This is a genomic window from Actinomycetospora flava (assembly GCF_037400335.1).
Classification (GTDB): Bacteria; Actinomycetota; Actinomycetes; order Mycobacteriales; family Pseudonocardiaceae; genus Actinomycetospora; species Actinomycetospora flava.
In genome coordinates this window covers 1-10,732 of record NZ_JBBEGM010000007.1, presented here as the reverse complement: position 1 = coordinate 10,732, position 10,732 = coordinate 1, and the positions used below count along the sequence as shown (strand labels likewise).

Annotated in this window: 15 protein-coding genes; all 15 read left to right on the top strand. The window is 70.1% G+C overall.

The features are described from left to right. Window positions 1–184 precede the first annotated feature (184 nt). The 15 genes from rpsL to rpsQ all read left to right on the top strand — a co-directional run bounded on the left by rpsL (window position 185) and on the right by rpsQ (window position 10,679). The gene (gene rpsL, locus WCD58_RS17140) at window positions 185–559 is read left to right on the top strand and encodes a 30S ribosomal protein S12 (RefSeq protein WP_116708457.1); all 375 of its coding nucleotides are present in this window, start codon (window positions 185–187) and stop codon (window positions 557–559) included. Between the two features lies 1 nt (window position 560). After that, on the top strand, window positions 561–1,031 hold the full coding sequence (gene rpsG, locus WCD58_RS17135) for a 30S ribosomal protein S7 (RefSeq protein WP_274200568.1): 471 nt from the start codon (window positions 561–563) through the stop codon (window positions 1,029–1,031). Window positions 1,032–1,130: 99 nt separating this feature from the next. After that, window positions 1,131–3,233: an elongation factor G gene (gene fusA / locus WCD58_RS17130; protein ID WP_337704274.1), complete on the top strand. Its 2,103-nt coding sequence runs from the start codon at window positions 1,131–1,133 to the stop codon at window positions 3,231–3,233. Window positions 3,234–3,468: 235 nt separating this feature from the next. Continuing rightward, on the top strand, window positions 3,469–4,662 hold the full coding sequence (tuf, locus tag WCD58_RS17125) for an elongation factor Tu (RefSeq protein ID WP_337704273.1): 1,194 nt from the start codon (window positions 3,469–3,471) through the stop codon (window positions 4,660–4,662). Between the two features lie 417 nt (window positions 4,663–5,079). Further along, window positions 5,080–5,385: a 30S ribosomal protein S10 gene (gene rpsJ / locus WCD58_RS17120; protein WP_018177839.1), complete on the top strand. Its 306-nt coding sequence runs from the start codon at window positions 5,080–5,082 to the stop codon at window positions 5,383–5,385. A 47-nt stretch (window positions 5,386–5,432) separates the two neighbouring features. Beyond that, window positions 5,433–6,086, top strand: a complete 654-nt coding sequence (gene rplC / locus WCD58_RS17115; RefSeq protein ID WP_444876323.1) for a 50S ribosomal protein L3 — start codon at window positions 5,433–5,435, stop codon at window positions 6,084–6,086. Between the two features lie 107 nt (window positions 6,087–6,193). Beyond that, on the top strand, window positions 6,194–6,847 hold the full coding sequence (gene rplD, locus WCD58_RS17110) for a 50S ribosomal protein L4 (protein WP_337704590.1): 654 nt from the start codon (window positions 6,194–6,196) through the stop codon (window positions 6,845–6,847). Next, complete coding sequence (gene rplW, locus WCD58_RS17105) at window positions 6,844–7,149, top strand: 50S ribosomal protein L23 (protein ID WP_133829619.1); 306 nt, start codon at window positions 6,844–6,846, stop codon at window positions 7,147–7,149. Before rplD ends, rplW begins: the two co-directional genes overlap by 4 nt. 3 nt (window positions 7,150–7,152) lie before the next feature. Then, window positions 7,153–7,995, top strand: coding sequence for a 50S ribosomal protein L2 (rplB, locus tag WCD58_RS17100; protein WP_337704270.1), 843 nt, complete (start codon window positions 7,153–7,155; stop codon window positions 7,993–7,995). A gap of 22 nt (window positions 7,996–8,017) precedes the next feature. Then, window positions 8,018–8,299: a 30S ribosomal protein S19 gene (gene rpsS, locus WCD58_RS17095; protein ID WP_116708465.1), complete on the top strand. Its 282-nt coding sequence runs from the start codon at window positions 8,018–8,020 to the stop codon at window positions 8,297–8,299. 73 nt (window positions 8,300–8,372) lie between these two features. After that, on the top strand, window positions 8,373–8,783 hold the full coding sequence (gene rplV / locus WCD58_RS17090) for a 50S ribosomal protein L22 (protein ID WP_337704269.1): 411 nt from the start codon (window positions 8,373–8,375) through the stop codon (window positions 8,781–8,783). After that, on the top strand, window positions 8,783–9,652 hold the full coding sequence (rpsC, locus tag WCD58_RS17085; RefSeq protein WP_285648702.1) for a 30S ribosomal protein S3: 870 nt from the start codon (window positions 8,783–8,785) through the stop codon (window positions 9,650–9,652). Before rplV ends, rpsC begins: the two co-directional genes overlap by 1 nt. A 3-nt stretch (window positions 9,653–9,655) precedes the next feature. Then, a complete protein-coding gene (rplP, locus tag WCD58_RS17080) occupies window positions 9,656–10,072 on the top strand; it encodes a 50S ribosomal protein L16 (protein WP_133829614.1) in 417 nt (138 codons plus the stop codon). Continuing rightward, complete coding sequence (gene rpmC, locus WCD58_RS17075) at window positions 10,072–10,308, top strand: 50S ribosomal protein L29 (RefSeq protein WP_337704268.1); 237 nt, start codon at window positions 10,072–10,074, stop codon at window positions 10,306–10,308. Before rplP ends, rpmC begins: the two co-directional genes overlap by 1 nt. A gap of 68 nt (window positions 10,309–10,376) precedes the next feature. Then, the gene (gene rpsQ, locus WCD58_RS17070) at window positions 10,377–10,679 is read left to right on the top strand and encodes a 30S ribosomal protein S17 (protein ID WP_373696244.1); all 303 of its coding nucleotides are present in this window, start codon (window positions 10,377–10,379) and stop codon (window positions 10,677–10,679) included. The last annotated feature ends 53 nt before the right edge of the window (window positions 10,680–10,732 follow it).

Sequence of the window (10,732 nt, the reverse complement as noted above, 5' to 3'; positions counted from 1 at the left end):
ACGCTGGGAGACAGTGCCCGACGTGGTCGGGTCGTTCCGCGTGCCGGTGGGTGTGCGGTGCGCCGGCTCCCTCCCCGGGAGCCCGCGGCGCCCCTCGCCCGGCCCGGCCGAGACGCCGGTTCCTCCGGGCGCGGACACACGAGCCCGATCAAGACAGCAGCAGAGGAACGGAAACAGCCGGTCGATGCCCACCATCCAGCAGTTGGTCCGACGGGGCCGCGAGGACAAGGTCGAGAAGACCAAGACCGCGGCGCTCAAGGGGAGCCCGCAGCGCCGCGGCGTCTGCACGCGCGTCTACACCACCACGCCGAAGAAGCCGAACTCCGCGCTGCGCAAGGTCGCGCGCGTCCGGCTCTCGAACGGCATCGAGGTCACGGCCTACATCCCCGGTGAGGGCCACAACCTGCAGGAGCACTCGATCGTGCTCGTGCGCGGCGGTCGTGTGAAGGACCTGCCGGGCGTTCGCTACAAGATCATTCGCGGTGCGCTGGACACGCAGGCGGTCAAGAACCGCAAGCAGGCCCGCAGCCGCTACGGGACGAAGAAGGACAAGAGCTGACATGCCGCGCAAGGGACCCGCTCCGAAGCGTCCGCTCGTCGCCGACCCGGTCTACGGGTCGCCGCTCGTGACGCAGCTGGTGAACAAGGTGCTCGTGGACGGCAAGCGCTCCCTCGCCGAGCGCATCGTCTACGGGGCGATGGAGGGCTGCCGGGAGCGCAACGGCGCCGACCCGGTCGTCACGCTCAAGCGTGCGCTCGACAACGTGAAGCCGGCCCTCGAGGTCCGCAGCCGCCGTGTCGGTGGCGCGACCTACCAGGTGCCGATCGAGGTCCGGGCCGGTCGCTCGACCACCCTCGGCCTGCGCTGGCTCATCACGTACTCCCGGGCGCGCCGGGAGAAGACCATGATCGAGCGGCTCACCAACGAGCTGCTCGACGCCTCGAACGGCCTGGGCGCCAGCGTCAAGCGCCGCGAGGACACGCACAAGATGGCGGAGTCGAACAAGGCGTTCGCGCACTACCGCTGGTGATCGGACGGGGCGCCCGGGTGCGAACCACCCGAGGCCCCACCGATCCGACGACACCCGCCGCGGGACCCGCGGCGACGAACCGACGGGAAGAGGAATCTCGTGGCACGCGACGTGCTGACCGACCTGGGCAAGGTCCGCAACATCGGGATCATGGCCCACATCGACGCGGGCAAGACCACCACGACCGAGCGCGTCCTGTTCTACACCGGCATCAACTACAAGCTCGGTGAGGTCCACGACGGCGCGGCCACGATGGACTGGATGGAGGAGGAGCAGAAGCGCGGCATCACGATCACGTCCGCCGCGACGACCTGCTTCTGGAAAGACCACCAGATCAACATCATCGACACGCCGGGTCACGTCGACTTCACGGTCGAGGTGGAGCGCTCCCTGCGCGTCCTGGACGGCGCGGTCGCCGTCTTCGACGGCAAGGAGGGCGTCGAGCCGCAGTCCGAGACGGTGTGGCGTCAGGCCGACACCTACAACGTCCCGCGCATCTGCTTCGTCAACAAGATGGACAAGCTCGGTGCGGACTTCTACTTCACCGTGCGGACCATCAAGGAGCGCCTCGGCGCCAAGCCGCTGGTCCTGCAGCTGCCGATGGGGTCGGAGTCGGACTTCTACGGCGTCATCGACCTGGTGCGCATGCGCGCGCTGACCTGGCGCGGCGAGGTGTCCAAGGGCGAGGACTACGCGATCGAGGAGATCCCGGCCGATCGCGCGGACGAGGTCGAGGAGTACCGCACCGCGCTGATCGAGTCGATCGCCGAGAACGACGAGGCGCTCATGGAGCGCTACTTCGCCGGCGAGGACCTCACGGTCGAGGAGATCGAGCACGGCATCCGCGCCGTGACGGTCACCGGCGACTACTACCCGGTGCTGTGCGGCTCGGCGTTCAAGAACAAGGGCGTCCAGCCCATGCTCGACGCCGTCATCGCCTACCTCCCGGCGCCGACCGACGTCCCCGCGGTCAACGGCACGCTGCTCGACGGCGAGACCCCGGTCCAGCGCCAGGCGAGCACCGACGAGCCGTTCTCCGCGCTCGCGTTCAAGATCGCCGCGCACCCGTTCTACGGGAAGCTGACCTACGTCCGCGTGTACTCGGGCAAGCTCGCCCAGGGCACGCAGATCATCAACTCGACCAAGGACCGGAAGGAGCGCATCGGCAAGCTGCTGCAGATGCACTCCAACAAGGAGAACCCGGTCGACGAGGCCCGCGCCGGCCACATCTACGCGGTGGTGGGCCTGAAGGACACGACCACGGGCGACACCCTCTGCGACCCGCAGAACCCGGTGATCCTCGAGTCGATGACCTTCCCGGAGCCGGTCATCTCCGTGGCGGTCGAGCCGAAGTCGAAGGCCGACCAGGAGAAGCTGTCGACCGCGATCCAGCGTCTCGCCGACGAGGACCCGACCTTCCGGGTCAACCTCGACGAGGAGACCGGCCAGACGATCATCTCGGGGATGGGCGAGCTCCACCTCGAGGTGCTGGTCAACCGGATGAAGTCGGACTTCAAGGTCGAGGCCAACATCGGCAAGCCGCAGGTGGCCTACCGCGAGACCATCCGCAAGACGGTCGACAAGTACGAGTACACGCACAAGAAGCAGACCGGTGGCTCGGGGCAGTTCGCCCGCGTCATCATCAAGCTCGAGCCGCTCGAGAAGACGGCCGACGGTCCGCTCTACGAGTTCGACAACAAGGTGACCGGTGGTCGCGTCCCGCGGGAGTACATCCCGTCCGTGGACGAGGGCGCCCAGGACGCGATGCAGTACGGCATCCTGGCCGGCTACCCGATCGTCGGGCTCAAGCTGACGCTGCTCGACGGCCAGTACCACGAGGTCGACTCGTCCGAGATGGCCTTCAAGGTGGCCGGGTCGATGGCGCTCAAGGAGGCGGCCCGCAAGGCCGACCCCGCGCTGCTCGAGCCGGTGATGGCGGTCGAGGTGAACACGCCCGAGGAGTACATGGGCGACGTCATCGGCGACCTCAACTCCCGCCGTGGCCAGATCCAGGCCATGGAGGAGCGGGCCGGCGGCCGCGTCGTGCGCGCGATCGTCCCGCTCTCGGAGATGTTCGGCTACGTCGGCGACCTGCGGTCGCGGACCCAGGGCCGGGCGAACTACTCCATGCAGTTCGAGTCCTACGCGGAGGTCCCGGCCAACGTGGCCAAGGAGATCATCGCGAAGGCGACCGGCGAGTGACACCGGTCCGCGACCCAGGTGAGAGCCCGGGTCGAGGCGGCATGAAGCGCAGCGGAACTGCCGCGCCGAAGGCCGACGACGGACCAGGTCACGGGCCGGCTCGGGGCTTTCGCTAGCCTCGTGTCGGCCCTCTCGGTCCTCCGAGACACGGCAGGACCCACACCGACGAGCACCATTCGTCCCGTCCCACCACCAGGGCCGGGTCGGAAGAACACAGTCCAGGAGGACGAGAGCAGTGGCGAAGGCCAAGTTCGAGCGGACCAAGCCGCACGTCAACATCGGCACCATCGGTCACATCGACCACGGGAAGACGACGCTGACCGCGGCGATCACCAAGGTGCTGCACGACAAGTACCCGGACCTCAACCAGGCCTCGGCGTTCGACATGATCGACAAGGCCCCCGAGGAGCGGCAGCGCGGCATCACGATCTCGATCGCGCACGTCGAGTACCAGACGGAGAAGCGCCACTACGCGCACGTCGACTGCCCCGGGCACGCCGACTACGTCAAGAACATGATCACCGGTGCCGCCCAGATGGACGGCGCCATCCTCGTGGTGGCCGCCACCGACGGCCCCATGCCGCAGACCCGTGAGCACGTGCTGCTCGCCCGCCAGGTCGGCGTGCCCTACATCGTGGTGGCGCTGAACAAGGCGGACATGGTCGACGACGAGGAGATCATGGAGCTCGTCGAGATGGAGGTCCGCGAGCTGCTGAGCTCGCAGGACTTCCCCGGCGACGACCTCCCCGTGGTCCGCGTCTCGGCGCTCAAGGCGCTCGAGGGCGACGCCGAGTGGGCCGACGCGATCGTGTCGCTGATGGACGCCGTCGACGACAGCATCCCGTCGCCGGAGCGCGACACCGACAAGCCGTTCCTCATGCCCGTCGAGGACGTCTTCACCATCACCGGTCGCGGCACGGTCGTCACCGGCCGCGTCGAGCGCGGCATCGTCAAGGTGAACGAGGAGGTGGAGATCATCGGCATCCGTGCGAAGTCGACGAAGACCACCACCACGGGCATCGAGATGTTCCGCAAGCTGCTCGACGAGGGTCGCGCCGGCGACAACGTCGGCCTGCTCCTGCGCGGCATCAAGCGCGAGGACGTCGAGCGCGGCATGGTCATCGGCAAGCCGGGTTCGATCACCCCGCACACCGAGTTCGAGGGCCAGGTCTACATCCTGGGCAAGGACGAGGGCGGGCGGCACACGCCGTTCTTCAACAACTACCGCCCGCAGTTCTACTTCCGGACGACCGACGTCACCGGCGTCGTGACGCTGCCGGAGGGCACCGAGATGGTCATGCCCGGTGACAACACCGAGATGTCCGTCCAGCTGATCCAGCCGATCGCCATGGAGGAGGGCCTCCAGTTCGCCATCCGTGAGGGTGGCCGGACGGTCGGCGCCGGTCAGGTCACGAAGATCAGCAAGTAGCAGGTCAGGGGCCCCGGTGCACGGGCGCGCGAGCGCCCGTGAGAGACTGGTTCCCTAGCTCGCACAGGGCGGTCGGCTCATGCGGTATCGAGTCGGCCGCCCTGTCGTGAGCGGGGGTCCGAGAACCACATCGTGGGCCCGGGCCGACGGCCACGCGCCGGAGGTCCACCGTGCCGCCCCTGTGAGGGGTGCGGGACGGACACACGTTGAACAGCGCGGGGTCCGCGGGGCCGCTGGCGTGCGAGAGCACGGGGCGGAGCCTGCCGACGGATTCGACACGCCCGACCGCGTGGACCGGAGACGGTCCTGCGGGGGCGGGGGTCCGTCCGGCACGAGCACCGGGGCGTCTCGAGAACCTGGCCAGCCACCGGGGGTGCACACCCTCGGCGGGACGAGAAGAGGAACGGCAAAGCCACCATGGCGGGACAGAAGATCCGCATCCGGCTCAAGGCCTACGACCACGAAGCGATCGACGCGTCGGCTCGGAAGATCGTCGAGACCGTGACGCGCACCGGCGCCTCCGTGGTCGGGCCCGTGCCGCTGCCCACCGAGAAGAACGTGTACTGCGTCATCCGCTCGCCGCACAAGTACAAGGACTCGCGCGAGCACTTCGAGATGCGCACGCACAAGCGACTGATCGACATCGTCGACCCCACGCCGAAGACGGTGGACGCGCTCATGCGCATCGACCTGCCGGCGAGCGTCGACGTGAACATCCAGTGAGGTCGGAGATGACTGCAGCACACTCCCCGGCCAAGCCGGAGCGGAAGATGAGCGGCGTCCTCGGCACCAAGGTCGGCATGACCCAGGTCTTCGACGAGGCGAACCGCATCGTCCCCGTGACCGTCGTCAAGGCCGGCCCCTGCGTCGTGACGCAGGTGCGGACGCCGTCGGTCGACGGCTACAACGCCGTCCAGATCGCCTACGGCGCGATCGACCCGCGCAAGGTGAACAAGCCCGAGACGGGCCACTTCTCCAAGGCCGGTGTCACCCCGCGGCGCCACCTCGCCGAGCTCCGCACGAGCGACGCGAGCGAGTACGAGGTCGGCCAGGAGGTCACCGCGGAGACGTTCTCCGCCGGCAACGTCGTGGACGTCTCGGGCACCAGCAAGGGCAAGGGCACCGCCGGTGTCATGAAGCGCCACGGCTTCGGCGGCCTCGGGGCCAGCCACGGCACGCAGCGCAAGCACCGCTCGCCCGGCTCCATCGGTGGCTGCGCCACCCCGGCGCGCGTCTTCAAGGGCACGCGCATGGCCGGCCGCATGGGCAACGTCAAGACCACCACCCAGAACCTGACCGTGCACGGCGTCGACGCCGACGCGGGCCTGCTGCTCATCCGCGGCGCCGTCCCCGGCCCGCGCGGCGGCCTGGTCCTCGTGACGACGGCCGCCAAGGTCGATCCCGCGAAGGGCGGTGCCCAGTGACCACCCCTGAGACCACCACCGCTCGCCGCAGCGGCTACACGGCCGGCGAGGCCCGCCGTCTCGCGCGCCGTGACGCGCACGCGCAGGCCGCCGGCGAGACCCGCACGGTGTCGGTGCACACGCCGACCGGCGGCACCGACGGCACCGCGGAGCTCCCCGGCGAGCTGTTCGACGCCCCGGCGAGCACCGCGCTCATGCACCAGGTCGTCACCGCGCAGCTCGCGGCGGCCCGTCAGGGCACGCACGACACCAAGACGCGCGGCGAGGTCCGCGGCGGCGGCAAGAAGCCGTACCGCCAGAAGGGCACCGGCCGCGCCCGCCAGGGCTCGGTGCGCGCGCCGCAGTTCGCCGGCGGCGGCACCGTCCACGGTCCGACGCCCCGCGACTACGACCAGCGGACCCCGAAGAAGATGAAGGCGGCGGCCCTGCGCGGCGCGCTGTCGGACCGCGCCCGCCACGAGCGCATCCACGTCTTCTCCGCGCTGGTCGACGGCGACGCCCCGTCCACCAAGGGCGCGCGCACCGCGCTCGAGGGCGTCGTGACGCCGAGCCGTGAGCACCGCCTGGTCCTCGCGGTCATCGCCCGCGACGACGAGGCCGGCCGCCGCAGCGTGGCCAACCTGCCGGCGGTCCACCAGATCACGCCGGACCAGCTGAACACCTACGACGTCCTGCGCGCCGACGACGTGGTCTTCACGACCGCGGCGCTCGAGGCGTTCGTGGCCGCCCGCACGGCGGGTGGACAGGAGGCCGAGAAGTGATCGCCGACCCGCGAGACGTGATCATCGCGCCGGTCATCTCCGAGAAGAGCTACGGGCTCCTCGAGGAGCGCCAGTACACGTTCCTGGTGCGCCCGGACGCGAACAAGACGCAGATCAAGATCGCCGTCCAGCAGATCTTCGACGTGCAGGTCGCCAGCGTGAACACGCTGAACCGCGAGGGCAAGCGCAAGCGCTCCCGCCGCGGCTTCGGCAAGCGCAAGGACACCAAGCGCGCGGTCGTGACGGTGACGCCCGAGAGCCGGACCATCGACGTGTTCGGCGCGCCCGGGGCAGGGAGCTGACCAATGGGAATCCGTAGGTACAAGCCGACGACCTCCGGGCGGCGCGGCGCGAGCGTCTCGGACTTCGCCGAGATCACGCGCGACCACCCGGAGAAGTCGCTGATCCGCCCGCTGCACAACAAGGGCGGCCGCAACGTCACCGGGCGCATCACCACCCGGCACCAGGGCGGCGGCCACAAGCGGGCCTACCGGCTGATCGACTTCCGCCGGAACGACAAGGACGGCGTGCCGGCCAAGGTCGCTCACATCGAGTACGACCCCAACCGCAGTGCCCGCATCGCCCTGCTGCACTACGCCGACGGCGAGAAGCGCTACATCATCGCGCCGGAGCGCCTGAACCAGGGCGACACGGTCGAGGCCGGCCCCAAGGCCGACATCAAGCCGGGCAACAACCTGCCGATGCGCAACATCCCCACCGGCACGGTGATCCACGCGATCGAGCTCCGCCCCGGCGGCGGCGCGAAGATCGCCCGCTCGGCCGGCGCCCGCGTCCAGCTGGTCGCCAAGGACGGGCCGTACGCCCAGCTGCGGATGCCCTCGGGCGAGATCCGCAACGTCGACGTCCGCTGCCGCGCCAGCATCGGCGAGGTCGGCAACGCCGAGCACTCGAACATCAACTGGGGCAAGGCGGGCCGCAACCGCTGGCGGGGCAAGCGCCCCACCGTCCGCGGTGTCGTCATGAACCCGGTCGACCACCCGCACGGCGGTGGCGAGGGCAAGACCTCGGGTGGACGCCACCCGGTCAACCCCGCCGGTACGCCCGAGGGCCGCACCCGAGGCCGGAAGGAGAGCGACCGCATGATCGTGCGTCGCCGCCGTACCGGCAAGGGCAAGAAGAAGCGCTGACGGAGCAGGAGGGAGCGAAGCGATGCCACGCAGTCTCAAGAAGGGCCCGTTCGTCGACGACCACCTGCTCAAGAAGGTGGACGCGCTCAACGAGGCCAACCGCAAGACCGTCATCCGGACCTGGTCCCGGCGGTCGACGATCATCCCGGACATGATCGGTCACACGCTGGCCGTCCACGACGGGCGCAAGCACGTCCCGGTGTTCGTCTCGGAGTCCATGGTCGGGCACAAGCTCGGCGAGTTCGCCCCGACCCGCACGTTCCGCGGGCACGTCAAGGAGGACCGCCGCTCCCGTCGTCGCTAGTCGACGACGCGGAGCGCGGGATCTCCCAATGGCCAGAACTAATGGGCCACGAGACAAGGAAGGTACGTCCCAGATGGCTGCACCAGCCGACACCGACACGGCCCCCCGCGGTGCCGTGGCGCGGGCGCGCTACGTGCGCATGTCGCCGATGAAGGTCCGCCGCGTGGTGGACCTCGTCCGCGGCATGCCGGTCGGCCAGGCCGCGTCGGTGCTCCAGTTCGCCCAGCAGAAGGCGGCCGGCCCGGTGGCCAAGGTCGTCGCGAGCGCGGTGGCCAACGCCGAGAACAACGTCGACCTGGACCCGAACAACCTGGTGATCTCGACGATCACCGTCGACGAGGGTCCGACCATGAAGCGGTTCCAGCCCCGCGCGCAGGGCCGGGCCTACCGCATCCGGAAGCGGACCAGCCACATCTACGTCGAGGTGACCGAGGTGGCCCCGGCGCAGGGCGGCCGTTCGCGCGCGAAGAGGAGTGGCCGCTGATGGGCCAGAAGATCAACCCGCACGGCTTCCGCCTCGGTATCACCACCGACTGGAAGTCGCGCTGGTACGCCGACAAGCAGTACGCGGACTACGTCGCCGAGGACGTCAAGATCCGTCGCATGCTCTCCAAGGGCATGGAGCGCGCCGGGATCTCCAAGGTCGAGATCGAGCGCACCCGCGACCGCGTCCGCGTCGACATCCACACCGCGCGCCCCGGCATCGTCATCGGCCGCCGCGGCGCCGAGGCCGACCGCCTGCGCGGCAACCTCGAGAAGCTGACCGGCAAGCAGGTCCAGCTGAACATCCTCGAGGTCAAGGGCGCCGAGGCGGACGCGCAGCTCGTCGCGCAGGGCGTGGCCGAGCAGCTGTCCAACCGCGTGTCGTTCCGCCGCGCGATGCGCAAGGCCATGCAGTCGGCCATGCGCTCGCCGGGCGTGAAGGGCATCCGGGTGCAGTGCTCCGGCCGGCTCGGTGGCGCCGAGATGTCGCGCTCGGAGTTCTACCGCGAGGGCCGCGTGCCCCTGCACACGCTCCGCGCCGAGATCGACTACGGCCTGTTCGAGGCACGGACCAACTTCGGCCGCATCGGCGTGAAGGTCTGGATCTACAAGGGCGACGTCGTCGGCGGGAAGCGCGAGTCGGAGCGCCAGGCCGCGCTCGACGCCGCGACCCGTGACCCCCGCGGCGGCCGTGGCGGCCGCGGTGGCGGCGGCGACCGTCCGCGCGGGCGCCGGTCGGGCTCGTCGGGCACGACCGGGACGAGCACCGAGGCCGGGCGCGCCGCAGCCGAGCAGGCCGCCGCGGGTGCCAGCACGGGCGGCGCGCCGGCCGGTGCCGCCCCCGAGGCGACCACGCAGACGGAGTCCTGACCCATGCTGATCCCCCGCAAGGTCAAGTACCGCAAGCAGCACCGTCCGGACCGGACGGGCGCCGCCAAGGGCGGCACCCAGATGTCCTTCGGTGACTACGGCATCCAGGCCCTGGAGCACGCCTACGTCACCAACCGGCAGATCGAGTCCGCCCGTATCGCCATCACGCGGCACATCCGTCGTGGCGGCAAGGTGTGGATCAACATCTTCCCGGACCGGCCGCTGACCAAGAAGCCGGCCGAGACCCGCATGGGTTCCGGCAAGGGCTCGCCCGAGAAGTGGGTGGCGAACGTGAAGCCGGGCCGGGTCATGTTCGAGATGAGCTACCCGAACGAGGCGACGGCCCGCGAGGCCCTGCGCCGCGCGCAGCACAAGCTGCCGATGCGCTGCCGCATCGTGAGCCGTGAGGAGACCTTCTGATGGCTGCCGGAACCCCCGCCAGCGAGCTGCGCGAGCTCCCCGCCGAGGACCTCGTCGCCCGCGCCCGCGAGGCCAAGGCCGAGCTGTTCAACCTGCGCTTCCAGATGGCGACCGGGCAGCTGGACAACAACCGTCGACTGCGGACCGTGCGTCACGACATCGCGCGCATCTACACGGTGATGCGCGAGCGCGAGCTCGGCCTGTCGGTCGCCCCCGATGAGGAGGGAGCGGCATGAGCGAGCCGCAGACCAGCTCGGGGGCGACGGCCCCGGAGCGTGACGAGCAGGAGCAGGTCCGCGCCGAGGTGAAGCAGGGCGAGAACGCCCAGCAGAGCCCGGCCGCGGCCCGCAACGACGACCGGGGCCTGCGCAAGGTGCGTGAGGGCCTGGTCGTCTCGGACAAGATGGCCAAGACCATCGTCGTCAGCCTCGAGGACCGGGTGAAGCACCCGCGCTACTCGAAGGTCATCCGGCGCACGAAGAAGGTCAAGGCGCACGACGAGAACAACACCGCCGGCCCCGGCGACCGCGTGCTCCTCATGGAGACCCGGCCGCTGTCGGCCACCAAGCGCTGGCGTCTCGTCGAAGTTCTCGAGAAGGCCAAGTGACAGTCGGGGGGGGGGGGGGGGGCGCCCCCCCCCCCCCCCCCCCCCCCCCCCCC

Excerpts from the sequence above, each read along its gene's own strand:
- rpsL (WP_116708457.1), top strand. The coding sequence starts at position 185 with ATGCCCACCATCCAGCAGTTGGTCCGACGGGGCCGCGAGGACAAGGTC.
- rpsG (WP_274200568.1), top strand. The coding sequence starts at position 561 with ATGCCGCGCAAGGGACCCGCTCCGAAGCGTCCGCTCGTCGCCGACCCG.
- rpsJ (WP_018177839.1), top strand. The coding sequence starts at position 5,080 with ATGGCGGGACAGAAGATCCGCATCCGGCTCAAGGCCTACGACCACGAA.
- rplC (WP_444876323.1), top strand. The coding sequence starts at position 5,433 with ATGAGCGGCGTCCTCGGCACCAAGGTCGGCATGACCCAGGTCTTCGAC.
- rplB (WP_337704270.1), top strand. The coding sequence starts at position 7,153 with ATGGGAATCCGTAGGTACAAGCCGACGACCTCCGGGCGGCGCGGCGCG.
- rpsS (WP_116708465.1), top strand. The coding sequence starts at position 8,018 with ATGCCACGCAGTCTCAAGAAGGGCCCGTTCGTCGACGACCACCTGCTC.
- rplV (WP_337704269.1), top strand. The coding sequence starts at position 8,373 with ATGGCTGCACCAGCCGACACCGACACGGCCCCCCGCGGTGCCGTGGCG.
- rpsC (WP_285648702.1), top strand. The coding sequence starts at position 8,783 with ATGGGCCAGAAGATCAACCCGCACGGCTTCCGCCTCGGTATCACCACC.
- rplP (WP_133829614.1), top strand. The coding sequence starts at position 9,656 with ATGCTGATCCCCCGCAAGGTCAAGTACCGCAAGCAGCACCGTCCGGAC.
- rpmC (WP_337704268.1), top strand. The coding sequence starts at position 10,072 with ATGGCTGCCGGAACCCCCGCCAGCGAGCTGCGCGAGCTCCCCGCCGAG.